General features: G+C 68.3%; 29 protein-coding genes, 2 tRNA genes and 1 pseudogene. 18 read left to right on the forward strand and 14 right to left on the reverse strand.

Annotation, left to right across the window (positions count from 1 at the left end):
• Positions 1-153: pseudogene (locus DMB42_RS51670) on the forward strand (IS5/IS1182 family transposase); the annotation flags it as partial.
• 237 nt (positions 154-390) lie between these two features.
• Entirely contained in the window at positions 391-1,455 is a 1,065-nt protein-coding gene (locus DMB42_RS51675) for an IS630 family transposase (protein WP_125649422.1), read from the forward strand.
• Here DMB42_RS51675 and DMB42_RS53930 read toward each other — a convergent pair.
• The 4 genes from DMB42_RS53930 to DMB42_RS51700 all read right to left on the reverse strand — a co-directional run bounded on the left by DMB42_RS53930 (position 1,443) and on the right by DMB42_RS51700 (position 3,679).
• Positions 1,443-1,769, reverse strand: a complete 327-nt coding sequence (locus DMB42_RS53930; RefSeq protein ID WP_396986539.1) for a transposase — start codon at positions 1,767-1,769, stop codon at positions 1,443-1,445. The genes DMB42_RS51675 and DMB42_RS53930 overlap by 13 nt on opposite strands.
• Positions 1,766-2,311, reverse strand: a complete 546-nt coding sequence (locus tag DMB42_RS51685; protein ID WP_125649425.1) for a transposase — start codon at positions 2,309-2,311, stop codon at positions 1,766-1,768. Before DMB42_RS51685 ends, DMB42_RS53930 begins: the two co-directional genes overlap by 4 nt.
• A 442-nt stretch (positions 2,312-2,753) precedes the next feature.
• Positions 2,754-3,182: a tyrosine-type recombinase/integrase gene (locus tag DMB42_RS51695; RefSeq protein ID WP_125649432.1), complete on the reverse strand. Its 429-nt coding sequence runs from the start codon at positions 3,180-3,182 to the stop codon at positions 2,754-2,756.
• 173 nt (positions 3,183-3,355) lie between these two features.
• Positions 3,356-3,679: a hypothetical protein gene (locus DMB42_RS51700; protein WP_125649436.1), complete on the reverse strand. Its 324-nt coding sequence runs from the start codon at positions 3,677-3,679 to the stop codon at positions 3,356-3,358.
• Between the two features lie 463 nt (positions 3,680-4,142).
• Here DMB42_RS51700 and DMB42_RS51705 point away from each other — a divergent pair, with 463 nt between their 5' ends.
• From DMB42_RS51705 to DMB42_RS51710, 3 genes are all read left to right on the forward strand, one after another.
• Entirely contained in the window at positions 4,143-4,421 is a 279-nt protein-coding gene (locus DMB42_RS51705; protein ID WP_125649440.1) for a hypothetical protein, read from the forward strand.
• 466 nt (positions 4,422-4,887) lie between these two features.
• The gene (locus DMB42_RS53935; RefSeq protein ID WP_185845326.1) at positions 4,888-5,058 is read left to right on the forward strand and encodes a hypothetical protein; all 171 of its coding nucleotides are present in this window, start codon (positions 4,888-4,890) and stop codon (positions 5,056-5,058) included.
• An 802-nt stretch (positions 5,059-5,860) separates the two neighbouring features.
• Positions 5,861-7,999 carry a protein kinase domain-containing protein gene (locus DMB42_RS51710; RefSeq protein WP_125649443.1) on the forward strand — a complete coding sequence of 713 codons (2,139 nt, stop codon included), beginning with the start codon at positions 5,861-5,863 and terminating at the stop codon, positions 7,997-7,999.
• Here DMB42_RS51710 and DMB42_RS53940 read toward each other — a convergent pair.
• Together DMB42_RS53940 and DMB42_RS51720 are read right to left on the reverse strand one after the other, a co-directional pair.
• Positions 7,996-8,337 carry a transposase gene (locus tag DMB42_RS53940; RefSeq protein ID WP_396986542.1) on the reverse strand — a complete coding sequence of 114 codons (342 nt, stop codon included), beginning with the start codon at positions 8,335-8,337 and terminating at the stop codon, positions 7,996-7,998. The two genes, DMB42_RS51710 and DMB42_RS53940, sit on opposite strands and share 4 nt — an antisense overlap.
• On the reverse strand, positions 8,334-8,879 hold the full coding sequence (locus DMB42_RS51720; protein WP_125649425.1) for a transposase: 546 nt from the start codon (positions 8,877-8,879) through the stop codon (positions 8,334-8,336). Before DMB42_RS51720 ends, DMB42_RS53940 begins: the two co-directional genes overlap by 4 nt.
• Before the next feature lie 473 nt (positions 8,880-9,352).
• On the opposite strand from DMB42_RS51720, the gene DMB42_RS51730 reads away from it, so the two are divergent.
• Positions 9,353-9,535 carry a helix-turn-helix domain-containing protein gene (locus tag DMB42_RS51730; protein ID WP_125649446.1) on the forward strand — a complete coding sequence of 61 codons (183 nt, stop codon included), beginning with the start codon at positions 9,353-9,355 and terminating at the stop codon, positions 9,533-9,535.
• The gene (gene xerC / locus DMB42_RS51735; protein ID WP_125649449.1) at positions 9,535-10,674 is read left to right on the forward strand and encodes a tyrosine recombinase XerC; all 1,140 of its coding nucleotides are present in this window, start codon (positions 9,535-9,537) and stop codon (positions 10,672-10,674) included. Before DMB42_RS51730 ends, xerC begins: the two co-directional genes overlap by 1 nt.
• An 83-nt stretch (positions 10,675-10,757) precedes the next feature.
• Here xerC and DMB42_RS51740 read toward each other — a convergent pair.
• Both DMB42_RS51740 and DMB42_RS51745 read right to left on the reverse strand, forming a co-directional pair.
• Positions 10,758-10,830: transfer RNA gene (locus DMB42_RS51740), tRNA-Arg, on the reverse strand.
• A 57-nt stretch (positions 10,831-10,887) separates the two neighbouring features.
• A complete protein-coding gene (locus DMB42_RS51745; RefSeq protein ID WP_125649452.1) occupies positions 10,888-11,433 on the reverse strand; it encodes a hypothetical protein in 546 nt (181 codons plus the stop codon).
• 354 nt (positions 11,434-11,787) lie between these two features.
• On the opposite strand from DMB42_RS51745, the gene DMB42_RS51750 reads away from it, so the two are divergent.
• From DMB42_RS51750 to DMB42_RS51780, 7 genes are all read left to right on the forward strand, one after another.
• The gene (locus tag DMB42_RS51750; protein WP_260478435.1) at positions 11,788-13,347 is read left to right on the forward strand and encodes a histidine kinase; all 1,560 of its coding nucleotides are present in this window, start codon (positions 11,788-11,790) and stop codon (positions 13,345-13,347) included.
• Positions 13,344-13,970, forward strand: coding sequence for a response regulator transcription factor (locus DMB42_RS51755; RefSeq protein ID WP_125649454.1), 627 nt, complete (start codon positions 13,344-13,346; stop codon positions 13,968-13,970). Before DMB42_RS51750 ends, DMB42_RS51755 begins: the two co-directional genes overlap by 4 nt.
• A 117-nt stretch (positions 13,971-14,087) precedes the next feature.
• Positions 14,088-14,360: a hypothetical protein gene (locus DMB42_RS53945; protein ID WP_185845327.1), complete on the forward strand. Its 273-nt coding sequence runs from the start codon at positions 14,088-14,090 to the stop codon at positions 14,358-14,360.
• 84 nt (positions 14,361-14,444) lie between these two features.
• Complete coding sequence (locus DMB42_RS51765) at positions 14,445-14,837, forward strand: hypothetical protein (protein ID WP_125649460.1); 393 nt, start codon at positions 14,445-14,447, stop codon at positions 14,835-14,837.
• A 3-nt stretch (positions 14,838-14,840) separates the two neighbouring features.
• Positions 14,841-15,572: a prolipoprotein diacylglyceryl transferase gene (locus tag DMB42_RS51770; RefSeq protein WP_125649464.1), complete on the forward strand. Its 732-nt coding sequence runs from the start codon at positions 14,841-14,843 to the stop codon at positions 15,570-15,572.
• The gene (locus tag DMB42_RS51775; protein ID WP_125649466.1) at positions 15,569-17,107 is read left to right on the forward strand and encodes a radical SAM protein; all 1,539 of its coding nucleotides are present in this window, start codon (positions 15,569-15,571) and stop codon (positions 17,105-17,107) included. Before DMB42_RS51770 ends, DMB42_RS51775 begins: the two co-directional genes overlap by 4 nt.
• Positions 17,104-17,349: a hypothetical protein gene (locus DMB42_RS51780; RefSeq protein ID WP_185845328.1), complete on the forward strand. Its 246-nt coding sequence runs from the start codon at positions 17,104-17,106 to the stop codon at positions 17,347-17,349. The genes DMB42_RS51775 and DMB42_RS51780 overlap by 4 nt, the downstream gene beginning before the upstream one ends.
• Here the strand turns inward: DMB42_RS51780 and DMB42_RS51785 are convergent, their stop codons facing one another.
• The 3 genes from DMB42_RS51785 to DMB42_RS51795 are packed head-to-tail and all read right to left on the reverse strand — an operon-like array spanning position 17,350 to position 19,366.
• Entirely contained in the window at positions 17,350-17,808 is a 459-nt protein-coding gene (locus tag DMB42_RS51785) for a MaoC family dehydratase (RefSeq protein WP_125649472.1), read from the reverse strand.
• Positions 17,809-17,819: 11 nt separating this feature from the next.
• Entirely contained in the window at positions 17,820-19,001 is a 1,182-nt protein-coding gene (locus DMB42_RS51790) for a hypothetical protein (protein WP_125649476.1), read from the reverse strand.
• On the reverse strand, positions 18,998-19,366 hold the full coding sequence (locus DMB42_RS51795; protein ID WP_260478436.1) for a SigE family RNA polymerase sigma factor: 369 nt from the start codon (positions 19,364-19,366) through the stop codon (positions 18,998-19,000). The genes DMB42_RS51790 and DMB42_RS51795 overlap by 4 nt, the downstream gene beginning before the upstream one ends.
• Before the next feature lie 220 nt (positions 19,367-19,586).
• Here DMB42_RS51795 and DMB42_RS51800 point away from each other — a divergent pair, with 220 nt between their 5' ends.
• Positions 19,587-20,768, forward strand: coding sequence for an ATP-binding protein (locus DMB42_RS51800; RefSeq protein WP_125649479.1), 1,182 nt, complete (start codon positions 19,587-19,589; stop codon positions 20,766-20,768).
• A 97-nt stretch (positions 20,769-20,865) separates the two neighbouring features.
• On the opposite strand, the gene DMB42_RS51805 is transcribed toward DMB42_RS51800, so the two are convergent.
• Together DMB42_RS51805 and DMB42_RS51810 are read right to left on the reverse strand one after the other, a co-directional pair.
• Positions 20,866-21,663 carry a MauE/DoxX family redox-associated membrane protein gene (locus DMB42_RS51805; RefSeq protein WP_260478437.1) on the reverse strand — a complete coding sequence of 266 codons (798 nt, stop codon included), beginning with the start codon at positions 21,661-21,663 and terminating at the stop codon, positions 20,866-20,868.
• A 5-nt stretch (positions 21,664-21,668) separates the two neighbouring features.
• Positions 21,669-22,616: a hypothetical protein gene (locus tag DMB42_RS51810; protein WP_125649485.1), complete on the reverse strand. Its 948-nt coding sequence runs from the start codon at positions 22,614-22,616 to the stop codon at positions 21,669-21,671.
• 215 nt (positions 22,617-22,831) lie between these two features.
• On the opposite strand from DMB42_RS51810, the gene DMB42_RS51815 reads away from it, so the two are divergent.
• A complete protein-coding gene (locus DMB42_RS51815; protein ID WP_125649488.1) occupies positions 22,832-23,335 on the forward strand; it encodes a SigE family RNA polymerase sigma factor in 504 nt (167 codons plus the stop codon).
• 2 nt (positions 23,336-23,337) lie between these two features.
• Here the strand turns inward: DMB42_RS51815 and DMB42_RS51820 are convergent, their stop codons facing one another.
• The gene (locus DMB42_RS51820; protein ID WP_125649491.1) at positions 23,338-23,829 is read right to left on the reverse strand and encodes a MarR family winged helix-turn-helix transcriptional regulator; all 492 of its coding nucleotides are present in this window, start codon (positions 23,827-23,829) and stop codon (positions 23,338-23,340) included.
• Positions 23,830-23,923: 94 nt separating this feature from the next.
• Here DMB42_RS51820 and DMB42_RS51825 point away from each other — a divergent pair, with 94 nt between their 5' ends.
• Both DMB42_RS51825 and DMB42_RS51830 read left to right on the forward strand, forming a co-directional pair.
• Positions 23,924-24,484, forward strand: coding sequence for a YceI family protein (locus tag DMB42_RS51825; protein ID WP_125649494.1), 561 nt, complete (start codon positions 23,924-23,926; stop codon positions 24,482-24,484).
• A 164-nt stretch (positions 24,485-24,648) separates the two neighbouring features.
• Positions 24,649-24,737: transfer RNA gene (locus tag DMB42_RS51830), tRNA-Ser, on the forward strand.
• Positions 24,738-24,817 lie beyond the last annotated feature (80 nt).

Consider the following 24,817-nt stretch of genomic DNA (forward strand, 5'->3'; position numbering starts at 1 on the left):
CACGCCAAATTCCGCGGACCCGGCGAACGCGCGAACGCCCAGCTGAAGAGCTGGAAGATCCTCCGAAAGCTACGCTGCAGCCCGTCCAAGGCCGGCCACCTGTGCAAGGCCATCGCAGTCCTTCAAAACCATCGCGTCGCCCAGGCCGCGTGAGGCTGAAATAGGTTCAGTGCTTTCGTCCTCAGGTCTTCCCAGTCCATCAAGGGCACTGAGCTGTAGTCTTTACAGGCAAATTTGGGATGTCCACGAGCGTTCACACCAAGATTCGCGCCCTGCTCAGAGCTGCCTGAGGGCGCCTAGTGAGCTGGCTTTGAGTCTCGTGGTCACCACTTGTGTTGCCTTGTGTAACTGGGTGGTGACTTCGGACTCGGGTGAGAGTGTGCTGAGGGCATGGGAGACAGCAGGCTGCCACCTCTGGTGCTGACCGCGGGTGAGCGGATGACCTTGCAAGGCTGGGCGTCTCGCCGGTCGACAGCACAGGGACTGGCGTTACGCGCCCGGATCGTGCTGGAGTGCGCGCGAGGTGACTCCAACCTCGCCATCGCCGCACGGCTGGGGATCGCGCGAGGCACGGTCACCAAGTGGCGGGCCCGGTTCATCGCCGCGCGCTTGGACGGGCTGGCCGATGAACCGCGGCCCGGTGTCCCGCGGACCATCACCGATGCCCAGGTCGAGCAGGTGGTGGTGATGACGCTGGAGACCACCCCGCCCGGCGAGACGCACTGGTCCAGACGGCAGCTGGCCGCCCGGGTGGGCATCTCGGCCACCAGCGTCGCCCGGATCTGGAAGGCCTTCGGGCTGCAGCCCTGGCGGATCGAGACGTTCAAGATCTCGCCCGATCCGCTGCTGATCGACAAGATCCGCGATGTCGTCGGCCTCTACCTGGCACCGCCGGCCAATGCGGTGGTGTTCAGCGTGGATGAGAAACCGCAGATTCAAGCGTTGCAGCGCAGCGCTCCGGTGCTGCCGATGATGCCCGGAGTGCCCGAGCGACGCAGCTTCGACTACGTCAGGCACGGCACCGTCGACCTGTTCGCCGCCTTCAACGTCGCCACCGGTGAGGTGGTGGGCAAGGTCACCGCCCAGCACACCGCCGCCGACTTCCGCGACTTCCTGGCCGACCTCGATGCCCTCGTCCCCGCCGGCCTGGACGTGCATGTCATCTGCGACAACCTCTCGGCCCACAAGGCACCGGTGGTGCAGCGATGGATCATCGCCCATCCCCGCTTCACCCTGCACTTCATCCCCACCTACTCGGCCTGGCTCAACCAGGTCGAACGCTGGTTCGCCGAGCTCCAGCGCCGCTGCCTGAACCGCGGGGTGTTCTGCTCGGTCGAGCACCTCACCACCGCGCTCCACGACTGGATCAACGCCTGGAACGGCAACCCCCGCCCATTCATCTGGCGAAAGACCGCCGACCAGATCATCGACCGCATCTGCCACTACTGCTGGTAGCGCTTCGGATCGAAGGTGATGGGCCGCCCACCTGCCGACCCCTTCTTCTTCCGGTTGGCCTGCTGATCACTCTTCTCCGGGATGACCGCGCTGATCCCACGGCGACGCAGATAAGCCCGGTTAGCCTTGGAGGAGTAGGCCTTGTCCGCGGCCACCGCGGCAGGGCGGGTCCGTGGCCGGCCTACTGGTCCGGTCACGCGGATCTTGTTCAGGACGGTGGTGAATTGCGGGCAGTCGGCGGCCTGCCCAGGCGTGAGCACGAAGACCAGCGGTAACCCGGCGCTATCGACCGCGGCATGGATCTTGCTGCTCAGCCCGCCTCGGGATCGGCCGAGCGCGGCAGCCTCCGCCCTCGCCTTACGGCGTCGCCGAAGGGCGGCGCGATCCTCCGTCGGCGACGCGTCGGCATCGGGTGTGGCCTGCGAGCCATCACCCGCAGTACCGGCGGCTGCTCCGGGAGCGGAGCCCCCTTTTCCTCGGTCAGCGCCTGCTCCAGTGCGTCCAGGGTTTCTCCGGCGACCGCCAGCCCGGCCGAGTCCTGATGCGCCCGCACGATCGTGGAGTCCACACTGACCAGTTCCAGCCCGACCTGTCCTCGCGATGCCGCCTCGGCGATCAGCGCGTCCATCAGCCCCTGGAACACGCCGGCTTTGGCCCAGGAGCTGAACCGGGAGTAGGCAGTCGACCACGGCCCATAGCGTTCTGGGACGTCACGCCAACTGGAGCCGGTACGAAAACGCCACGAGATCCCGTTGAACTGGTCGCGCACCCGCCGGGGCAGCGGCCCGGTCGCCGCCACCGGCAACTGCGGCTCGATCAAAGCCCACTCGGCATCGGTCACATCAAAGCGCGCCACATCCGAGTTCTACCAGTCACGGCAGCCCGCCATCGATCCTCATCTAGATCCGAACTTCAAACAGCTCCTAACCGGCGATGCCCGGGTGACGCCGAGCGACGATGAGGGGCGGTGGTGGGTCCCTCGCTCAAGGCGGGCGGGCGGTGAGGGCGACAGGCAACGGTGCGGACCGGCGGCGGGTAGTAGTGCGGCGCGCGGGTCGATCTTCAACGTCGAGGCGAGGTCGTTCGTAGTCGGTGGACACCTGGATCTGCGCGGCGAACCGCGACTCCAGCGCCTCGGTCAGGACTGCGCCGTGCACACCGGGGTTGTGACCTGCGACCACATAGACTCCCTCGGCGGCGGTGATTGTCTCACCCCGGTGGGCCTTCACGGTGATCTGACGGCGATGCTGGGGTCTACTTGCCATACGTGAAAGAAGAGATCATCATCCTCTGACCTGCTAAAAGGGTTCTCCAACCCTAGGTAACCATCGCCGGGCGGTGGCGGTGGCCCAGTGCACGTACTCGATCGCGCCGCCCTTGCTGGTGACGCGGGCGCGGCGGAGCTGGGGGTCGAGGTCGGCGACGTCGAGGGAGAGGATCTCCTCGGCGCGGGCGGCGGTCTCGTAGAGCATCCGCCACAGCAGCCGTTCCCGCAGCCCATGCCGGGTGTCGGCGAACAGGGCCTCCAGCCGGGCGGCGGGGATGGCGCGGTCCTCGCGCCGGGCGGTCTTGCGGCGTTGCAGGCGGCGGGCGGGGTTGGTGGCCAGCACCGGCACGCAGCAGGGCAGGTCGGGCGCGACGGCAACGGAGGCGGCAAGCTGAAGGAGTCCGAGCAGGAGGAACTGGCGCGGCCACGGCGGGAGAAGGCCGAGGTGGCCAAGCAGCACGCCGAGGTCAAGGCCGGTCTAGTAGTCAATTCAAAACGCAAGATCCTCCTGCTTCAGGTGAGGTCGTACTGGTCGGTGACCCATTCGTCGAACCTCATCCCGCACATGCCCCCGGCGCCGAGGGCCCACCGACCGCATGATCGGAGGGCCCATTCTCCTGGCTAGTTGCCGGGTTAGCGCTTGATGTCGTAGCTGTGGCCCACAGCGTTGGGATAGGAACTGGGACAGTGGGCGTACGCGGTGCGCGCGAGTTTGTCGCCCGCGTTCACCTTCCAGGGACTGTAGACCTTCTTCTTCGCAGTGCCGCTGGCGCAGGTGGCGACTGCGCGGACGTAGCCGCCACCGCCCGTGCAATTCGCCCAGGTGTAGGCGTGCTGGTATCCAACGCCGCTCTTGCAGCCGCTGGGTAGCGGCTCGGCCTGGGCGGCGGACGACATCATCGTGATGGTGGCCGCGGTCAGCATCGTGGCCGCAAGGCCAAAGATCGTTTTCTTCATCTACGCGATGCTAGACCGTCTCGTGCCTTGCAGTGCCGATCGCACATGAAAATCCCCCTGTGGGGGGGAAGACTGCCCGGCGTCTCTCCCCCTCAATGACCAGCAGCCCACTCCCCCCGCCATGCCCACTCGGAGCTCACATGGCGGCGGCGAGCGCGTGCATCCTCACGCCGGCGGCGACGGTGCCGCGCGCGGTGGTGGTCCACTCCACAGCGTGGATCGCGCGCACCTGACCGCCCTGGTCCTGGCCGGGTTGCTTCTGCCGCTGGAGGCGGTCCAGTCGGCGAAGTGGCCGGCGCGGACCAGGCGCCGGCCAGGGCTGAAGCGTTCTCGGCTGGTAGAACATGTGCGGGCTCGCTGAGGCCGGCTGGTTGAGGGCACCCCGGAGCGCAGATGGCAAACGCGACCCCTGAAGATCGTTGGGTGTCTACGCCAGTCGATCAAGACCAGGGGCCGCGTTCGCGTGCCATCATCCCCGATCGACGTGCTCGCCCGCCACCTGGAGCACGTCACCGTCACCGACCCGCCCATCGACCCGCTCGATCTGCCCGCCCTGGCCGAGGTCCTGGACAGGGTGCCCGACCCGCGCGATCGCCGCTACCGGCTCGGCCCGCTGCCGGCCTTCGCGGCTGATGCCAGCCACACCTTCAGAGGTGGAGGCACCTTCGCCCTACCGTGCCGGGGTGTCATGGGCGCCCCGGCGGACTTCGGCCATGTCCGCGTGGCCGAGCCCTTACGTTAGCCGCTCGCCGGGCGCGTGCACCACCCCTGCTTCCTCTACCCTGCTCACGGCCCGCTCACGGCCTGTCACCATCGCGAGCGGAAAGCGGGGCAAGTGCTTCAAAAGCTGCGCGTACTCATCCGCCGCAGGAGCAGGCGCCGGTGGCGGCGCGGATATGCGCGGGTACAGGGCCTGACACAGCTGCCTTGCGCGCGGGCACATAGGCAGGCGACGACAGCGATTCACACCTCTTCAGCCACTATGCGGGCCGTTGGCCCGCCCATACTTTGAGCGACATGAAGCAGCGTGGGCACGAAACACCCAGCACACGCCCCACGACCGAGCAACGCTGCATCGCAGCACTGTGTCAGATCTTCGCGGCAGGCATGACCGTCGAGGGGCTCCTGATGATCGCTGGAGTGATCCACGGAACCACGGAATCAACGGGACCAGCGGTGCGGGAAAGGCCCTCTCTACCCCTTGGAATGTGCTGATGGAGATCTTCGCCGCCGCTCTGGGAATCTTTCTCACGATCAGCCAGGTGCACGACATCCGGACCGGCAACTGGCAAGAGCCGTCCTGTTCGGGCGAGAACAACGGGGCCGATGAAGGCGACGATCCCGCAATAGACCTCGACAATGTCGATGACGGCTGGTGAACGCCCACAGTGATGAACGTCGAGCCGCCTATCAGGCTGGTCGGGGGACTGTAAAACTAACGGCGGATCTGAGGATCAAGAAAGAGGCGCTTGATGTCCGAGACCTCCGTGGAGTCGCTGTCCATGAACGAACTGCCTGTCGAGCCGGACCGCTCGATGACGGACGAGCAGCTGCATTGCCGTCCCAGGGCGCTTGAGTCCCTCCTGAGGTAGACGCGCGCATTGTGAGAGCCCGTGTCGCCGCAGACACATCCCGGGCGCTGCGGCGCACCAACCATGATCGCCAGGGAACGCTTAGGGCACGATCAACCGTAGAGTGCCGGTGTCACTCGTGGACAGCCGGACACGAAGCGAGAGGCCCGTCACCGCGTTTCCGCTGCTGACAGGCCTCTGTCCGCTGGTGTGGCAGGTGGAAGGTTCGAACTTGCTCAGGCTGAGCCGACGGTTACAGTCCCGTCGCGATCAAGCTCTGACCTGAGGTTTCTTCGCCCGATCCCTATAGTTGGCCGCGATCAAGCCCTGGAAGCCTCCGACAAGCCCTGAGGGGATGCCTCACCGCGGGACCATTCGCCGAGGCCAGTTCGGCGCTCTCTGGCTGGCCAGCGTGCGAAGGGCCCAACGGTGTCCGTGGCCGCGGTGGGGCCGTCCTGCCCTGCCGTTATGTTCTCCCTTGACCGGGCACCCGCTGAGGGGTAGCTCTTACTTGATCTGTCTGCTAGGGCTAGAGAGAAGAGAAAGGCCGACACGCTAGCGTGTACGGATATTCCCCTGCCCCTCGGGCCGCGAAGGCGAGTGAGGTGCCATGGCCGAACGTCGACCTCTGGGGCCGGAAGACCCGGCGCGAGTCGGCCGCTATGAGCTGACCCAACTGCTGGGCGAGGGCGGCCAGGGCATCGTCTATCTGGGCCGGGCCCTTGATGGCCAACAGGTGGCGATCAAGGTGCTGCACGCCCGGCGAGCCACCGACCCAGCCGAAAGGCGCCGTTTCACTCGCGAAAGCGCCATCATCGCCCGCCTGGCCGCCTTCTGCACCGCGGCCGTGCTGGACATGGGCGAGGTCAACGGGCAGCCGTACCTGGTCAGCGACTACATTCCGGGCCTCACTCTGGACGAGTTGGTGAGCGAGTTCGGCCCGATGCGCAGCGGGCTGGACCAGCTGGCGGTGGCCACACTCACGGCACTGGCCGCGGTGCATCGGGCCGGGATCGTGCACCGGGACTTCAAGCCGAGCAACGTGATCATGGGGCCGGTCGGGCCGGTTGTCATCGACTTCGGCATCGCCCGCCTGACGGATCGGAGCACCACCCGCTCTGGGCTCGTGGGCACGCCCGCCTACCTGGCCCCCGAACTGCTCGGCGACCAGGCCGCGGGCCCTGCCTCCGATGTTTTCGCCTGGGCGGCCACCATGGTGTACGCGGCCACCGGGCATCGAGCCTTCCCCGGCGGCACACAGGCAGCGGTGCTCGCGGCGATTCTCGCCTGCGCCCCCGACCTGACCGGGGTCCCCGAGCGGTTGACCACAATGTTGGCGGCTTGTTTCGCCAAGATGCCACAGGACCGGCCCACTACCGCTGTCCTGCTCGACCAACTCACCAACCGAATCCCGCCAGCTCCCCCTCTCGTTCCGGTTCTCAGCGCTTCTGAGGCAGCCATCAGCCCAGCCGCCCCAGAGCCCAGGACGATGCCCCCACCGGCCTTCATCCGACAACCAGGCCAGCTTGAGAACCCGGGCATGAGCACTGCACGTTCCCAGGCCGACACCGCACCTCCCCTCTCGCACAAGGTCCCATTACCCGAGGTGCCATCCCCGACTCAACCAGGCCCTGGCCGGATGACCCGCCGCCGAGCCCTGTTCGTCGCCGGCGCCGTGACCCTCACCGGCACTGCCTCGCTGGCTCTCCCTCGCTGGTTCGGTAGCAGCCCCAACGTCGAATCGACACCCCCGGCCTCTTCATCCCCCGCCTCAACGAGGCCGGCGCTGGGAACCCTGCTGCACACGCTCAGCGGTCACAGGAACGAGATCTTCGATGTGGCGCTCGGAAAGCTGGGAGGGAAAACGATCGCAGTCTCCACCGATGAGGAGACGGTGCGCGTATGGGATCTGGCGGCAGGCACCCAGCTGACGAAACTCCCCGATCCGCCTGGCCAGGACGGCAGGTTCAGCCGTGTAGCGATCGGCCGGCTGGGTGAGACCACGGTCGTTGTCGGGTGCGACGGAAGCAACGGTCGGCTGGCAGTGTGGGACCTGGCTGCGGGGACGCTGATCAAAACGTCCGCCGGCCCAGGACGCCCGGTGCGCGACTTGGCCGTTGGCCGACTCGACCAGGCTACGATTGCCGTCTCCGCAGTAAGCGGCGGGACCCTGCGGGTGTGGGACCTGACTGCGGACACCCTGATCAAGACACTCCCCGGCCACGATTACCAGGCCGACGCGGTGGCGCTCGGGTACCTGGGCAAAACCCCGATTGCCCTGTCCGGAAGCGCGGGAGGCCGGGCCGGAGCCGGAGGGGGGCGGGACAGAGGCGCGCGGCTGTGGGATCTGAAGGCAGGAACCGAGCTGAGAGTGCTCGCCGGCGACTTGCCGGAGATGTACGACGTGGCGATCGGACGACTGGGGGATGTCACGATCGGTCTGGCCACCGACATCAAGGGGCTCGTGCGCGTCTGGGATCTGGCTACGGGAACCCTGCTCAAGCAGCTCCGCGCCCGAACAAGTGATGCCAACACGGTGGCGGCCGGCCTGCTCGGTGACACCGCGATCGCCGTTTCCGGCGACAGTGGCCAGAACATGATCGTGTGGGACCTGGAGAGGGGGACTGAGCTGAAGAAGATCACTGCCGTTGACGTCGGTTCGGTGGCGATCGGCCGGCTCGGTGACCTCCCGATCGCTGTCTCCACTGACCGCAAGACTGTTCAGGTATGGAGCCTGGGCACTCCCTAGAGCACGCTCAGACCAGACCCTTGGGCGAGCGGATCGAAGGTGATGGGCCGCCCACCTGCCGACCCCTTCTTCTTCCGGTTGGCCTGCTGATCACTCTTCTCCGGGATGACCGCGCTGATCCCACGGCGACGCAGATAAGCCCGGTTAGCCTTGGAGGAGTAGGCCTTGTCCGCGGCCACCGCGGCAGGGCGGGTCCGTGGCCGGCCTACTGGTCCGGTCACGCGGATCTTGTTCAGGACGGTGGTGAATTGCGGGCAGTCGGCGGCCTGCCCAGGCGTGAGCACGAAGACCAGCGGTAACCCGGCGCTATCGACCGCGGCATGGATCTTGCTGCTCAGCCCGCCTCGGGATCGGCCGAGCGCGGCAGCCTCCGCCCTCGCCTTACGGCGTCGCCGAAGGGCGGCGCGATCCTCCGTCGGCGACGCGTCGGCATCGGGTGTGGCCTGCGAGCCATCACCCGCAGTACCGGCGGCTGCTCCGGGAGCGGAGCCCCCTTTTCCTCGGTCAGCGCCTGCTCCAGTGCGTCCAGGGTTTCTCCGGCGACCGCCAGCCCGGCCGAGTCCTGATGCGCCCGCACGATCGTGGAGTCCACACTGACCAGTTCCAGCCCGACCTGTCCTCGCGATGCCGCCTCGGCGATCAGCGCGTCCATCAGCCCCTGGAACACGCCGGCTTTGGCCCAGGAGCTGAACCGGGAGTAGGCAGTCGACCACGGCCCATAGCGTTCTGGGACGTCACGCCAACTGGAGCCGGTACGAAAACGCCACGAGATCCCGTTGAACTGGTCGCGCACCCGCCGGGGCAGCGGCCCGGTCGCCGCCACCGGCAACTGCGGCTCGATCAAAGCCCACTCGGCATCGGTCACATCAAAGCGCGCCACATCCGAGTTCTACCAGTCACGGCAGCCCGCCATCGATCCTCATCTAGATCCGAACTTCAAACAGCTCCTAGTCCTCATCGTCCTGCCATCTTGGTTCCTGGCAGCGCTGTGGTGGTCGCCTCGCCTCTTCGTTGCGCCGAGGAGATATTGAGCAATCGATGATCTCTTGCTGTTGGAGGATGCTGGGAGCCAATTTGGGGAGCCATCGCCCTTCGATTCCAGCAGACTTGCCACTTCTTCCTGGGACGTTCCGCCAGGTGAGAGGCGTCCCGATCGACTCGCATCGACCTGTTCAGACTGGCCTGCGTTCCTTCACACCGAAGAGGTCACTCACGGACGCCTGCCCCTGTTCGACGAGGACATCGTCCTCGTCATCGCCCATTGGCAGTACGCCGGGCAGGGCCTTTCCCTCGGAGATCAACTTCTCGCTGCTGCCATCACCGGTCACTGCGTGCCGAAGCTCGGGGGACCACATGACGCCTGAACTGCTCACCGTTCCGCAAGCCATGGCCGCCTTGCAGGTCAGCCGGTGGACCGTCTACAACCTCATCCGCTCCGGCGATCTGGGCTCGGTCGTCGTCGGAGTCCGCTGTCGCCGTATTCCTGCGACCGTGCTGAACGACTACATCACCCGACTCTGCGAGGAGGCAGTCTGATGCCCACGAAGACCGCGCTCGCCTCCCCGGAGGAGCCCAAGCGTCCGCGTACGAGCCGCCGCACCCGGGCCAACAACGAAGGTTCGATCTTCCCGTACAAGAACGGCTGGGCAGGCTACGTCTGGGTCACCACACCGGAAGGCAACAAGACCCGCAAGTGGGCCTACGGCAAGACCCGCGAGGAGACCCACGAGAAGTGGCTCAAGCTCCACGAACAAGCGCGAAGAGGACCGGTGGCCACCAAGCACGAAACGGTGACAGCCTTCCTCACGCTTTGTGCCTGCTGCGATCAGCGGAAGGATCACAAGCGACCGGAGCACAAGCGACGGTGCTGCTCGATCGGCAAGTGCTGCAAGGGCTACCTCTCCCGCAGCAGCATCGCGGGCATCCGGAGGGTGCTGCGCTCGGTGCTCGGTCACGCCCTGCGGGAAGAACTGGTCACGAGAAACGTCGCCTCGCTGACCACGCTCCCGAGCGCCAGCAAGACCAAGAAGAAGCGCCAGAACACGGTCTGGACTGTCGATGAGGCCCGCAGATTCCTGGAACACCTACGGGAGGTCGAAGACCCTCTCTACGCGGCATACGTGCTCATCCTCGTCCTGGGCCTTCGTAGGGGAGAGGTCCTTGGTCTCACGTGGGACAGTGTGGATCTCGTCGGCGAACAGCTGTGGATCTCCCACCAGCTCACCAGGGTCGGTGGCCGGCTCCTCCACCGGCACACCACCAAGACGGAGGACTCAACCGCTTCGCTGCCACTCTTCGGCCTGTGCGTTTCCGCACTCAGACACCGGCAGCGCGTTCAGGAGGAGGCACGCAAGATGGCCGGAGACGCTTGGACAACCTCGGACATGATGTTCACGACCCGTACCGGTACGCCGATCGAGCCGCGCAACTTCAACCGGGCCTTCGAGACCCACTGCCGCCGTGCGGGCGTCCCGCGCATCCGTGTGCATAACACTCGGCACACGTGCGCCTCGCTTCTGGCCGCCCTCGACGTCCACCCGCGCGTGGCGATGCGCATCCTGCGGCACTCGCAGATCTCGATGACCATGGACGTCTATACGCAGATCCCGAGCCCCGAGACTCGCAAGGCGCTGGATCGGCTGAATAAGAGTCTGACTACGGATCAGAACGCCTAAGCCGAAGGCGTTGCTGTACAACGCTGCTGTACGCCCACGAAAAAGGCCCTCCGGGATGATCCCAGAGGGCCTTTGACCTGCTGTGCGGCCGGAGGTACTCGAAACCCCAACCTTCTGATCCGTAGTCAGATGCTCTATCCATTGAGCTACGGCCGCTCGCTGCGTAAGCAAGCATAGCGGGTTCTGAGCGGTGCATCGAACCGAATACCGCGATCACTCGCTCGCCGGCTCCTCCTTCTTCGGCCAGAGGGTGTGGCTCACCGGCCAGATCAGGGCGATCACGGGGACCTTGAGCAGGTTGAGCATGAACTCCAGGAGGGCGCTCGTACGGGAGGAGTCGTTCACGAGCCAGATGAGGGCGAAGAGGATGAGACAGGCGATCCCGTACGCCAGGACTATCTTCAGCCAGTACGCCCATTCGTAGCGGGTACGGGCAGGGCCGGCCGCCGGGGGCTTCCAGGGTGGGGGGCCGCCGGCGAAGCGGTGGCGGAAGCGGGCGTCGGCCCAGCGGATCGTCCGGTGGCCGAAGACGATCGAGTAGGCCAGGTAGGCCGCCGCCAGGCCATGGCGCAGGTCCGCCGTGGCGCCGCCGCGCATGTCCACGACCGCCGCGACCAGGAGGACCACGTCGAGAAGCGGGACGCAGAGCAGGAGGGCCGTACTGAGCCGGCGGAGGTTCCAGAGGTAGCGGGAGGCCAGGCCGAGCCCCAGGAGGAGCCAGAAGCCGACCTCGCAACCGATCAGGATGGCGACAATCACGTGTTCCAGTTTGGGGAGGTTCGCGACCAGGCACATCGTCGGCGGAAACGAACCTGTGGATACATCGAAAGGTGTATCCACAGGCGGACCCTCGGAGGAAGGCGGCGGCCTCCGGGAGTGGTGAGATGAGGACATGACACGGGCGACGGTGCGGGGCGGTGGTGGTTCGCGGGGGTTGGCGTGCGGTGAGTGGTTCTGTGGCGCCGCTTGCTGGTGCGGGTGGTTTCGAGGTGGGCAGGGCGGTCCGAGGTGCGCGTGATCGCTGAGCGGTGGCGGGCCAGATCGCGGTCGCTTTCAGGCTGGTGGAGCCGCTTCGAGGCGCGGGGGAAGGCCGGCGGTCCGGGGCAGGGCAGGGTGCGGCCCGAGGTTGCGGCGGTGCTGGCGTTCGTCCTGGGGGCGCTGCTGATCCTGGCGGGTGGGTACGTGCGGCGCGGCGTGCCGGTGTGGGCGCTGCTGGTGCCGCTGGCGATCACCTGCTCCGCCGTGCTGTTGCGGCAGCGGGCTCCGCTGTGGTCGTTGGCGCTCGGGGTGGTGGCCGTCACGGCCGACGGCGTGCTGGGGCCGTCGTTGGCGACCATGCTGGTGTTCACCGACAACCTCTACGCCGCGGCGCTCTACGGGCCGGCGCGGTTCGCTCGGTGGCTGCTCGGGATCACGACGGTGCTGGCCGTGGTGGGCGGGTCCGTGGCGGCGGTCGTCGCGGCGGACTGGCGGCTGCTGGCCGTCATGGGCATCCAGTCGGGGCTGGTGCTGGTCACGCCCGTGACCACGGCTTGGGTGCTGCGGGAGCAGCGGGACCGGGCGGCCGCGGAACGGGTGCGTGCCGAGCAGGTCGCACGTCTGGCGGAGCTCGATCGGCAGGCCGCGATCGCGGCCGAGCGTACGCGGATGGCGCGTGAGCTGCACGACATGATCGCGAACCACTTCAGCGCCATCGCCATCCAGTCGACGGCAGCCCTGTCCCGTAAGGACCTGGATCGGGAGACGGTTCGCAAGGTCATGGAGTCCGTACGGGAGAACAGCGTCAAGGGGCTGGCCGAGATGCGCGACATGATCGGGTTGCTGCGGGAGGACGGCGGCGGTCGCGAAGGGGACGGGCCCGAGCTGGAGGCCACCCGGCCGCGGCTGGCGGACGCCGAGAGCCTGGTCGAGCGTACGCGGCGAGCCGGGATGGCGGTCGAGCTGCGGTTCGACGGTGAGCTGCGGGAGGTGCCGGCTTCGGTGGACCTGGCGGGCTACCGGATCCTTCAGGAGGGGCTGACCAACGCGCTCAAGCACGGCGAGGCGCCGGTGGTCGTGTCGCTGACCTATGACCCGGGCGAGGTTCTGCTGACGGTCGAGAACCAGGTCGGCCGGCGTGGTGCTCGGTTGCCGGGTTCGGGGGCGGGGCTGATCGGCATGCGCGAGCGGGCTTCGCTGGTCGGCGGGTTCTTCGAGGCGGGACCACGGGGGGACGGCTGGCGGATCGCGGCGGCGTTCCCCACCTCGCTCGACGCGCCACGGCCCCTCGATCGCCGCACGTCTGGCGAACGCCCTCCGAAGGCCCAGGTCCCGACGGAGCGGACATCCGCCGTACCAGACGAGCGGGGCTCGGGGAAGCGGGCGTCGGGCGGGGGAGGTTCGGGAGAGCGGGCGCCGGATGGGTGGGGGCCGGGGGAGCAGGGCTCAGGGAAGCGGGCGTCCGGTGAGCGGGGTTCGGGTGCGGGGGTGTCGGAGGGGCGGGGGTCCGAGCAGAGGGTTTCGGGCGCGGGGGTGTCGGAGGGGCGGAGGTCCGAGCAGGGAGGTTCGGCGGTAGGGGGTGGTGGGGTGGTGTTGCGAGGGGTTGCCAAGGGGCCGCCGGGGCGGAGGGCCGAGGACGCGGGTGATGACGACGGACGCCCCCAGAGCGGCGGCGGTGAAATGGACATGGCATGAGCATCAGGGTGTTGGTGGCCGACGATCACGCGGCCGTCCGGGCCGGGATCGTGATGATCCTGGACGGCGCCGGCGACATCGAGGTCGTGGGCGAGGCCGCCGACGGGGAGCAGGCCGTGCGGCTGGCCCGCGACCTGCGGCCCGACGTCGTCCTCATGGACATCCGCATGCCCCGCCTCGACGGCATCTCCGCCACCAGGGAACTGGCGGGGGTGAGCGACGTCCTGATCCTCACGACGTTCGACGTGGACGAGTACGTCTTCGGCGCCCTCCGGGCGGGGGCGGCCGGTTTCCTGTTGAAGAACACCGAGGCCGACGCACTGATCGAAGCGGTAAGGCTGGTGGCGGGCGGCGAGGGGATGATCGCACCGGGAGTCACCAGACGCCTGATCGCCGCCTTCGCCGACCAGCCGCCCCGCAGGGAGTCGCCGGCCCCGGAAACCCTGACCCCACGCGAACGCGAGGTGCTGGCCTGCATCGGCCGCGGACTGTCCAACGCCGAGATCGCCAAAGAGCTCGACATGGCCGAGGCCACCACAAAGACCCACGTCAGCCGCCTCCTGAACAAACTGGGCCTGAAGAGCCGCGTCCAGGCAGCGATTTACTACTCAGAGTCGCTTTAGCCCCGTAGGGTGAACGCCGTGAGCATGCCGCCACCACCGCGTCCTCCTCCACCACCGCCGCCCCCGCCACATCCCCCGACGCCTCCGACCCCTCCGAGGCCGCCGCGCCGGCCGGGGTTGACGGTCGCGCTGGCGTTCGCCGGGGTCTTCGGCTACCTGGCGGTCAACGTGATCGTCGGGCTTCTGGCGGTGAGCCTGAGCTCGTCGGTGGCGATCGGCGCGGGAGCGGGGTTCCTGCTGCTCCTGGGCATCGGTACGGGACTCACGCTCGCGATCCTGCGCAAGCCGTGGTCGTTCGGCCTCGGGCTCGGGCTGATGATCGGATGGGCCCTGGCGACGATCGTCTCGGCCGGATACTGCACGGGCCTGAACCCGGCCCTGTACGCATGAACGACCGGCACACACAGGTGAAGGCATTGATCGTACGTCAATCGTCGCCCCCTACCTTCATGCTCACAACCAAGGGGTGAGGGGATGACGACACCACCGCAGCCGCCGCCGCAGGGCCCGTGGGGGCCGCAGCACCAGGGCTGGCAACCGCCACCGCCACCGCCACCGCCCAGCGGCCGCGACTCCACGCTCGTGCTCATCGCGACGCTGGTCGCCGGCCTGTTCGCCTACAGCGCCGTCAACGTCATCGTCTTCTTCGCCGTCTTCATCGCCGTCTTCGACGGCGGGAACAAGGCGCTGGTGATCGGCGCCGCGGTGCTGCTCGCCGTCGTCGGCCTCGGCGGCGGGCTGGGGTTCGGTCTCGTCCGCAGGCCCTGGTCGCGTGGCCTCGGGCTGGGGCTCGCGATCGGCTGGGCGCTCTGGTCGATGTTGTCGGCCGGCGTCTGCACCGGTCTCAACCCCAGCATGTACGGCTGAAGCATGCCGTACCACGAGCTATTCGTCGGCCTCGGCGTCTTCGTGGCCTCGGTGGTCTTCGTCCGCGAGGCCAGGGCCAGGGGCGCGCTCAACGAACAGTCGCTCGTCGCCGTCACCGGAGCCCTGGTCGGAGGCGCGATCGGCATGCGCCTGGCGGGCTGGCTGGAGACCCTCAACCTCGCCGACCTCTGGCTGTACGGCTCCCGCAGCATCCTCGGCGGCCTGACCGGCGCGTACGTCGGCGTCCTCGTCGCGAAGAAGGTCATCGGCTACAAGGAGCGTACCGGCGACCTGTTCGCCCCGGCGGTGGCGCTCGGCATGGCGATCGGCCGCATCGGCTGTCACCTGACCGAGGCCCCCGGCCGGCCCACGGACCTGCCCTGGGGCGTGCACGCGCCGCCGGCCACCCCGGAATGCCCCGGATGCCTGACCGGCCAGGCCATGCACCCGTCGTTCGTCTACGAGATCGTCTTCCAGCTCGCCGCGTTCGTCGTGCTGCGGTGGGCGCGCAGGCGTCTGACCGAGCCGGGTGAGCTGTTCACGCTCTATCTCGCCGGATATGCCGTTTTCCGGTTCCTGGTCGAGTTCACCAGAGCGAACGAGACGCTGTGGCTCGACCTGACCGGGCCGCAATGGTTCCTGATCCCGGGCCTGGCGTTGCTCACGCTGAGACTCGCGTACGGCTGGCGGCGCGGCCATTACGATGCCCTTTTCGAGCGGAAGGTCATGACATGAGCGCAGGGATGGGGCTACGGGGCGACCGCATCCTCCGGTACGTCAACGCGTTCTGCCCGAAATGCCACGGCCAGGACCTGGACCAGGTCGAACGGCTGAGCGGCTACCTGGCCGAACGCGACGGCAAGGTCTGGCTGGAACGCGGCTGCCGCAAACACGGCCTGATCCGGACGATGTACGACGAGGATCCGGAAATCCTCTCCTACCTGGAAGAGTGGACCGCTCCCACCAAGCAGCACATCCCTGACGTCTCCGGAAACTTCACCCCGATCCCGGCGGCGTACCTCAGCGGTCTGCCCGAGATGCAGACCCAGCACACCTGCATCCTCCTGGAAGACATCGCCGAGGCGTGCAACCTGCGCTGCCCCACCTGCTTCGCCGACAGCTCGCCCGACCTGACCGGCGTCGTCCCGGTGGCCGACGTCCTGGCGAACGTGGACCAGCGCCTGGCCAGGGAGAACGGCAAGCTCGACGTCCTGATGCTGAGCGGCGGCGAGCCCACGCTCCACCCGGAGCTGAAGACCCTGCTCGCCGAGCTGGTGAGCCGGCCCGTCACGCGCATCCTGATCAACACCAACGGCGTGCTCGTCGCCCGCGACGACTCGCTGCTCGACCTGCTCACCGAGCACCGCGACCGGGTGGAGGTCTACCTCCAGTACGACGGTTCGTCGGCCGAGGCGTCCAAGCACCACCGCGGCGGCGACCTGCGCAAGATCAAGGCGGAGGCCGTACGGCGGCTGTCGGAGCGGGAGATCTTCACCACCCTGGTCATGACCGCGGCCCTGGGCGTCAACGACGAGGAGATCGGCGACGTCGTGCGCCTCGCGCTCGACACGCCGTTCGTCGGCGGCGTGTCGCTGCAACCCCAGTTCGGCTCGGGCCGGTCGGGGGTCATCGACCCGTCCGACCGGCTCACCCACACCGGCGTGCTCAAGCGGCTCGGCCCGCAGACCGACGGCCTGGTGACCTGGCGCGACCTGACCGCCCTGCCCTGCTCGCACCCCCACTGCTGCTCGGTCGGCTACCTCATCCGCGACGACGCGCAGCAGTGGCGCTCGCTGGTCGCCCTGATCGGCCACGACCGCCTCAAGGAGAACCTGGGCCTGGTCTCCAACCGCATCGCCGACAGCGAGATCCCGCGCGAGCTGCGACTCGCCGTGCAGGAGTCGCTGCTCGGGCTGCTGTCGGAGCAGTCGTCGTTGTCCCACCCGCAGATCGGCGACCTGTGGCGCGACATCTGCGAGAACTGCGACCTCGGCGTCGCCACGCTGCTCACCCTCGCCTCCTCGGCGCTGCCCGGCCGGCGCAAGAAGTTGCGCAGGATGCTGGGCGAGCGGGTGGTCCGGATCACGGTCAAGCCGTTCATGGACATCTCGACCATGATCGAGGAGCGGCTCACGCAGTGCTGCGTGCACGTCGGCACGCGGGCCGAGCAGGACCAGTGTGCGCCGTTCTGCGCCGTGCAGGCGTGGCCGCAGCTCTCGCGGCAGCGGCTGTCCGCGGTCGCCTCGAAGCCGGGGCTGGTGATCCTGTGAAGGCCCAGCCGTACGATCCGCTCCGATTGTGCGTGTACGCGACCGTGGCGCTGCTGGCCTGGCTGCTCGGGCCGTGGGCGGTGCTCGGGTTCGCGGCGCTGGGGTTCGCGGGGTACTGGAAGGCGCGGCGGGCCGGGCTGACCCGGAGCAAGTGCCTGCTCAGGGACACCCGGCTCGTACTGGCCTATCTCGGGCTGATCGGGCTGGCCGCGGTGGCGGGGATCGTCATCTCGCTGCGATGATCATTCGGCGGGGACGTACAGGCTGAGCGACTCGGCGATGCACGCGGGCCGGCGCTCGCCCTCGATCTCGATCGTCATCTTCAGGTTGGCCAGGTAGCCGGCCGGGGTGCCCTTGACGTCGGTGAGCTCGCCCACGGCCCGGACCCGCGCGCCCACCGGCACCGGCCGGGGGAAGCGGACCTTGTTCAGCCCGTAGTTGACGCCCATCACGATGCTCTCGACGCGCACCATCTCGAACATGAACGTCGGCAGCAGCGACAGGGTCAGGTAGCCATGGGCGATCGTGCCGCCGAAGGGCCCCTCCTTGGCGCGCTCCACGTCCACGTGGATCCACTGGTGGTCGTCGGTGGCGTCGGCGAAGAGGTTGACCTGCTCCTGAGTGATCGTGCGCCACTCGGTCGGGCCGAACGTCTCGCCCACGGCCGCCTTGAGTTCCTGTACGTTCGCGAAGGTCCGCATGGTCCCGAACGCTATTGCGCGGGCGGGACGGCTGCCAAGTTGAGCACCCGGTACTCGTTGGCCCGCTCGCTCCAGTACATGGTCGCGCTGGGCTCGGCGGACATGAAGTTCCCCCACCAGATGCCTGGCCGGTCGTACGTGGCCAGCGTGCCGGTCCTCACGTCGTAGACCGCGCTGCCGGTCACCACGAAGCGGTCGAGGGCCGGGTAGTCGCTGAACCTGGGCACGAGACCGAGTCCTTGGGGCTCGGCCGCGGCGCTGCCGTCGACGCGCTGCAGGTACGTGCGCCCGCCCCGTACGCCCTGGCACCAGGACGGGCCGCAGCGCAGCCTCAGGGCGTCCAGGGGCGCGACGACGTCCTTGGTGGCGGGGCGGCCGGTCGACAGGTTCACGACCCTGGTCTGGCTCCGGTCCTCGAGGTCGGCGACGTCGCTCGCCCACGGCCATTTGACGAGGTGCAGGCCCTCGCTGCCCGGAAAGCGCTTGGGGGCGCCGCCCGTGAGCGGCATCCACCACACGCCGCCGGTCCGTTCCGACCAGATGATGCGGTCGCCGTCGAGGGCGATGCGCTCGATCCGGAGGTGCTCTCCCGTCATCGCGGCGATCTGTCGGGGCTCGCCGCCGGCGAGCGGGACCGTCCAGATCTCGCGCACCTTCGTGCCGTCCTTCCGTACGGCGTTCACGTGCCAGGCGAGGTTCAGCCCGTCGAGCGCCGGCGGTTGGGGGCGGTAGGTCCTCATGTCTGGCGGCACCGATATGTCGGTGATCTCGCGGAACGTCCGGGTGGTGGTGTCGTAGACCTCGATCGCGCGGATCGTGTCGGCCCTGGGCCCGGCGACGGCCAGGATCCGGGTGGCGTCGAGCGCGGTGACCGGGACGCGGCGCAGGCCGTCGGCCCGCATGGTGGGCATCGTGACGACGGCCCGCGACCACACCTGCTCCAGGGGCACGGCCGTCGCCTGCGGGAAGGGCCGCGCCGCCGGAGGTGGCGCGGCTGCCTGCCGTCCGTTCGCCGCCATGACCGTGCCGGTCGCGAGCACGGCCGCCACCGCCGTCGCGACGGCCAGCCCCTGGGTACGCCGCCGCCGCCCCCGCCGCCGGTGCCCCTCCACCCCGGCGAGCAGCCCGCCCGGCTCCGGTGCGTGGTCCGCCGCGGTACGAAGCGTCTCGGTCAGGTCCTTCTCGGTCCTCATGCCCGTTCCCTCTCCAGCAGAGCCGGCCGGATCCTCAACGTGTGCAGCGCGCGCGACGCCTGGCTGCGAACGGTTCCGCGGGAGATGCCGAGGATGTCGGCGATCTCCTGGTCCGACAGGTCCTCGTAGTACCGCAGCACCAGGACCACCCGCTTCACGTGCTGGCGGGTCATGATCGTGCGTACGTAGGACTCCGGGTTGTCCTTGTTGCGCACCTTGCGCCAGGTGTCGCCGAGCTTGAGCAGCGCCTCCTGCACGAGGTCGGCGGCGTCGTCGGGATTCCCGGTGAGCACATATCCGTACCGGAGCAGGGCGGCGCCACGCGCTTGCACGAACTCCTCGAACTCCACAACACCCAGACGCACGGGCGTTCCGGACTGTTGCAAAGATCTTTTACTCGAAACCATCGCATGCGTGTTCGAGTCCGCGCTACAGTTCTGGGTATCGAAATCGAACAAGGGTTCGGCCTGGTGAGAGGGGGTGTGTCCGATGACGATGCTTGCCACCGCCCCGGCTCGGACACGCCGTAGCACTTTCTTCCCAAATCTAAGACGGCCGCTATATCCGGCAATAAAGTCCGAGAGCGTGGACCCTGTGCGCAATCCTTACGCCCCCGGCGCCGGCCAGCGTCCGCCTGAGCTGGCCGGGCGCGACCGTGAGCTGCAGCAGTTCGAGGTGGTGCTGGAGCGGGTCGCCCGAGGCCGTCCCGAGCGCAGCATGGTCGTCACCGGCCTGCGCGGTGTCGGGAAGACCGTCCTGCTCAACACGTTCAAGTCCATGGCCATGCAGCGGCTGTGGGGCACGGGCAAGATCGAGGCCCGGCCCGACCAGTCGATCAGGCGTCCCGTGGCGGCCGCCCTCCACATGGCCATCCGCGAGCTGGCCCCCCGCCATCGCGCGCCCGAGCGCATCGAGGAGTTCCTCGGCGTGCTGAAGGCGTTCGCGATGCGCGACCCGGCCGCGGCCAAGGGCACGTCCCACTGGTCGCCCGGCATCGAGGTGCCCGCCAGCCGCGGGCGCGCCGACTCGGGCGACCTGGAGATCGACCTCACCGAGCTGTTCGTCGACGCGGCGAGCGTGGCGACCGACCTTGGTGTGGGCATCGCGCTGTTCATCGACGAGATGCAGGACGTGCAGCCCGCCGACGTCTCCGCGCTCTGCGCCGCCTGCCACGAGTTGTCCCAGTCGGGCGGCCCGCTGATCGTGGTGGGCGCGGGGCTGCCGCACCTGCCGAGCGTGTTGTCGGCCAGCAAGAGCTATTCCGAACGGCTCTTCCGCTACGCGCGCATCGACAAGCTCGACCGTGAGGCGGCCGACATGGCGCTGATCCTCCCCGCGCGGGAGGAAGGGGTCGAGTTCACCCAGGATGCCCTCGACGCGCTCTACGAGGCCGCCGACGGCTATCCGTACTTCGTCCAGGCCTACGGCAAGGTCGCCTGGGACCTCGCGCCGCGCAGTCCGATCACCCTCGACGACGTCAAGGTCTCCGCGCCCGAGGCCGAGGAGGAGCTCGCCGTGGGCTTCTTCGGCAGCCGCTACGAGCGGGCCACCCCGGCCGAGCGCGACTACATGCACGCCATGGCGCAGATCGGCGACGAACCGGTCGCCACCGCTGACGTGGCCGACGCCCTCGGGCGCAAGCCGTCCAGTCTCTCGCCCGCCCGCGACAGTCTCATCAAGAAAGGGCTCATCTACAGCGCCGAGCGCGGTCTGATCGCGTTCACGGTGCCGCACTTCGGAAGGTTCCTGCGGTCTCAACCCATTTGAGCGCCGCCCCTAGACCTCTATTGGGCTGTCTAGTGGGGAAGCTAGACAGCCCAATAGAGCTGTACCGTCATGCCCGGCTAGCGAAATCTAGGGCTCTCTAGCGCTGGGCCGATACTGGCGTATATTCCGGCAGAGCGTCGCTGCCGTCGTTGGCGACCACCGCCACGCGCACCGCCGGGCGCCGTCCGCTCAGGTAGACCGCGAAGACCACGTCGTCCCGGTCACGGCCGGTGAAGGCGAAGAAGCGCCAGCACAGCTCACGCCAGCTGTCGTACGGCTCCGTCGAGGCCAGCACGTCCTGATGCACCCGCCACGGGCCGCTGGACCTGAGCCTGGACAACATGACCTGCTCGGCGGGGCCGGGGCGCTGCTCGCAGGGGGCGCGGTACCGTACGCGGTCGAACAGCTCCTCGATCTCGGGGGAGAGCAGCACGAGGACGGCCACCCCCGCGGCCATGAGCCATGTCGGACGGCCCATCGCCGCCCAGCCCGACACCGGCGCGGCGACCGACAACGCCGACATTCCGGTCAGTACGACGGTCCGGCCGATCGAACGCATGCCGACCGGCGCCGAGCTGACCTCGCCGAAGCAGCCGCAGCCCGCGTCCGGCCGCCGCCTGCGCAGCTCGACCAGCACGTACGTGGACATCGCGAAGAAGCAGACAGTGCCCCACCTGAAGATCGGCGCGGTGGTGAGCAGCAGCCCGCCCGCGAGCACCAGCTCGCAGGCCCCGCAGACCAGCAGCGAGGGCGCCTGCATACGGCCGGGCATGAGCACGGCCGGGCCCAGCCTGGACAGGGCGCCCGGCTCCCCGCCCTTGCACACCGTGACGACCTTGGCGCCGGTGCCCAGGACCAGCAGCACGATCAGGATCGGCATCTGCGATTCGAGCACGCCCGTCACCCCAATCCGATCTGAGCGTTGAAGCAGCCTTTGACCAGTTCGCCGCCCAGCTCCACGAACGAGGCGGGCGACAGTTCGGCGACACGCCCGCGCGGCGAGGTGTCGCATTCGACGCAGCGGTCGCAGAACCGCCCGGCCAGGCAGCCGCAGGCGACCACCGGCAGGTTGGCGGCACGGTCCGCGCACATGTTCCTGACCTGGATCAGCGAGCCGATGGCGAGGTAGGGCAGACCGGCGCAGGACAGCCCCGCGTCGGGGCAGCCGGTGTCGACGCGCTCCAGCATCGGGTACGCCGCGCCGCGCTCCTCCTCGTCGAACGTGTCGGACCAGGTGGCCGTGCCGGAGATGCGCGACTGCGTCCCGGCGTACGCGACCGGCGGGGCCGGCACCGCGCCCGACCGGTAGGCGGGCTGCGAGGTCGCCGGCAGCAGCGCGAGGGCGGAGCCGTCGCGCCTGATGCCGATCGCGTCGAACAGGTAACCCGGCTCGAACTTCGGATGCCGCACCTGCAGCCGCCCCGTGGCCGGGTAGGGGATGACGATCGTCCGGTGGCCGCGGTGGGAGCCGCAGTCGAGCTCGACCGTCAGCTCCTTACGCCCCTCGATCGACAGGATCGTCCCGGTGAGCCGGGTGGTGTCGGCCCAGATCCGCTCGACCACACGGCCGTCACGCAGCGTGCGCATGAGCACCATGGAGCCCACCGGGAGGTCGGCGGGCGCGATCTCCGCGCCGTGCCAGGCCGTGGCCCAGGGCGCGATCACGAGCCGTTCCTCGGCGCCTTCGGGGGTCTCGACGGTGATGAGATGTGGACTGACGTCAAGGATCTCGCCGACGACGGCGCGCAACGGCTGGCCGTCGGCCGGGTCGGGGCCGGCGATGCCGGGGTCGCGGCCAAGCGCCGCCGCCGCGAGCACCCTGCGGCGCTCGACGTTCGGATAGCCCATCCGCCCTCCCTCGTCAGGTACTAGGTTCACATGACTCCGGAGCGCCTCGTGCCGCGGCGAACAGATGAGAGCAAAATACGCATCCCCGGGGAAGGTAGTTGACATCCGCCTTCGAACATTCCGCCACCGACCTTGACTGACCTTTGTCTTCGTCGGACCGAAACCTGGATTGTGGTTCGGGCACAAAAGGGCATCAGGCTGCGATTCTGGCCACGATGCAGACCACCGGGTGGGAAGAGGAGTTCCGCGAGTACGTCATGGCTCGCGGTCCCGCGCTGCTGCGCGCCGCCCGTCAGCTCACCGGGCATCCGCTCGACGCGGAGGACCTGTTGCAGAGCGCGCTGGCCAAGACGTACCTGGCGTGGGGGAAGATCGAGGACCGGGGTGCGCTGGACGGGTACGTCCGCCGGGCCATGGTCAACATCAACATCTCGCAGTGGCGGCGGCGCAAGCTGGAGGAGTACCCGTCGGACGAGCTGCCCGAGGTGGCCACGGCGGACACCACGGACACGACGGTGTGCGGCGAGGTGCACGAGCTGCTGGAGAAGGCGCTGGAGGAGCTGCCGGAGCGCATGCGGGCCGCGATCGTGCTGCGCTACTACGAGGACATGACCGAGCCGGAGATCGCCAGGACGCTCGGGATCAGCGTCGGCACGGTCAAGAGCACGGTGTCGCGCGCGATGGCCAAGCTCAGGGGGGCCCTGGGGATCTCCTCGTAGCCTCAGTGGAGGGCGGGGGTGGTCTCCTCGGCGCCGGCCGTCGCACATGGGCGTACGACCTCTCTGATCTTGCGGAGCGCGCGCAGGAACGCGGCGAGCTCGTCCTCGCTGAGGAGCCCGGTGAAGCTGTCCTCGATGTCCTGGAGGTGCTGGGGCAGGACGCTCGCCAGCCGCTCGCGTCCCTCGTCGGTGAGCGCGGCGTAGGAGGCCCGGCGGTCGGTGGCGCACGCCTGCCTGGTCACCAGGCCCTCCCGTTCGAGCCGGTCGACGACCCTCGTCACACCGCTCGTGGACAGGCCGGTCTGCGCGGCCAGGTCGGTCATCCGCAACGCCTGCCGCGGCGATCTGGCCAGGCGGATCACCGTCTCGAAGTCGATGCCCGACAACCCCGCCGTGCTGAACACGGGTTGCATCCGGGCCGTCAGACCTGCGTGAACCTCGGCGAGCAGGCCCATCGCCGTCAGCCTGGGGTCATCGATGTGCTTCACGTCCATAGCTTAACCGACGTTAGTTGACTTGCGGAATATTCCTCGTGTAGACATTTGTTGCCGCAGACATCCGCACAGCAACGTTCCCAAGGAGAACCCGATGAGCACTCGCACGTGGGAGTCCCTGACCATCCCCGCCGCCGGCACGTACAACCTCGACGTGGCCCACACCCGCATCGGGTTCGTGGTCAAGCACATGATGGTGAGCAAGGTCCGCGGCAGCTTCGGCGCCTTCAGCGGCTCCGTGACGATCGCGGAGAACCCGCTGGAGTCCACGGCTGAGCTGACGATCCAGACCGCCAGCATCGACACCGGTGTGGGCGACCGCGACGGCCACCTGCGCAGCGACGACTTCCTCGCCGTGGACAAGTACCCCGAGATCACCTTCCGCAGCACCCGCGTGGTCGGCCACTCGGGCGACGAGTTCACCGTCGTCGGCGACCTGACGATCCGCGAGGTCACCAAGCAGGTCGAGCTCACCGTCGAGTACGGCGGCGCCGGCACCAACCCGTGGGGCGCCGCGGTATGGGGCTTCTCGATCAACACCGAGTTCGACCGCGAGGAGTTCGGCCTGACCTGGAACCAGACCCTGGAGGCCGGCGGTGTGCTCGTGGGCAAGAAGGTCAAGATTGAGATCGAGGGCGAGGCGAACCCCGCCTGAGGCCGGTTTTCCACAGCCCGGAAGCCCGTCCTAGCATGGGGCGGGCTTCATCCACAGCCGGTTACCCACAGGCTGTTGATAACTCTTGGTGAAGGCGCGGCGCGGAACCGCTTTGCTGCCTCGCCAGAAGGCCGGTACGCTGTGCTGAGCCGCAATGGCTTCCAGGAGGATTCGCCTAGTCAGGTCTATGGCGCCGCACTGCTAATGCGGTTTGGTGGCAACACCATCCGGGGTTCAAATCCCCGATCCTCCGCAGCTGAAAGGCCCTCTCCCCGAACTCGGGGGGAGGGCCTTTCGATCTTTCCGGGCGTCGTAGTTGCAGTGCTAGTTGCA

Source organism: Nonomuraea sp. WAC 01424 (assembly GCF_003947315.1).
Classification (GTDB): Bacteria; Actinomycetota; Actinomycetes; order Streptosporangiales; family Streptosporangiaceae; genus Nonomuraea; species Nonomuraea spiralis.

What these genes read in the sequence shown, in the direction of transcription:
- DMB42_RS51770 (WP_125649464.1), top strand. Translation starts at nt 14,841, where the DNA reads ATGCCGTACCACGAGCTATTCGTCGGCCTCGGCGTCTTCGTGGCCTCG.
- DMB42_RS51710 (WP_125649443.1), top strand. Translation starts at nt 5,861, where the DNA reads ATGGCCGAACGTCGACCTCTGGGGCCGGAAGACCCGGCGCGAGTCGGC.
- DMB42_RS51785 (WP_125649472.1), bottom strand. Translation starts at nt 17,808, where the DNA reads ATGCGGACCTTCGCGAACGTACAGGAACTCAAGGCGGCCGTGGGCGAG.
- DMB42_RS51825 (WP_125649494.1), top strand. Translation starts at nt 23,924, where the DNA reads ATGAGCACTCGCACGTGGGAGTCCCTGACCATCCCCGCCGCCGGCACG.
- xerC (WP_125649449.1), top strand. Translation starts at nt 9,535, where the DNA reads ATGCCCACGAAGACCGCGCTCGCCTCCCCGGAGGAGCCCAAGCGTCCG.
- DMB42_RS51790 (WP_125649476.1), bottom strand. Translation starts at nt 19,001, where the DNA reads ATGAGGACCGAGAAGGACCTGACCGAGACGCTTCGTACCGCGGCGGAC.
- DMB42_RS51755 (WP_125649454.1), top strand. Translation starts at nt 13,344, where the DNA reads ATGAGCATCAGGGTGTTGGTGGCCGACGATCACGCGGCCGTCCGGGCC.
- DMB42_RS51815 (WP_125649488.1), top strand. Translation starts at nt 22,832, where the DNA reads ATGCAGACCACCGGGTGGGAAGAGGAGTTCCGCGAGTACGTCATGGCT.
- DMB42_RS51675 (WP_125649422.1), top strand. Translation starts at nt 391, where the DNA reads ATGGGAGACAGCAGGCTGCCACCTCTGGTGCTGACCGCGGGTGAGCGG.
- DMB42_RS51765 (WP_125649460.1), top strand. Translation starts at nt 14,445, where the DNA reads ATGACGACACCACCGCAGCCGCCGCCGCAGGGCCCGTGGGGGCCGCAG.
- DMB42_RS51820 (WP_125649491.1), bottom strand. Translation starts at nt 23,829, where the DNA reads ATGGACGTGAAGCACATCGATGACCCCAGGCTGACGGCGATGGGCCTG.
- DMB42_RS51730 (WP_125649446.1), top strand. Translation starts at nt 9,353, where the DNA reads ATGACGCCTGAACTGCTCACCGTTCCGCAAGCCATGGCCGCCTTGCAG.
- DMB42_RS51810 (WP_125649485.1), bottom strand. Translation starts at nt 22,616, where the DNA reads ATGGGCTATCCGAACGTCGAGCGCCGCAGGGTGCTCGCGGCGGCGGCG.
- DMB42_RS51775 (WP_125649466.1), top strand. Translation starts at nt 15,569, where the DNA reads ATGAGCGCAGGGATGGGGCTACGGGGCGACCGCATCCTCCGGTACGTC.
- DMB42_RS51700 (WP_125649436.1), bottom strand. Translation starts at nt 3,679, where the DNA reads ATGAAGAAAACGATCTTTGGCCTTGCGGCCACGATGCTGACCGCGGCC.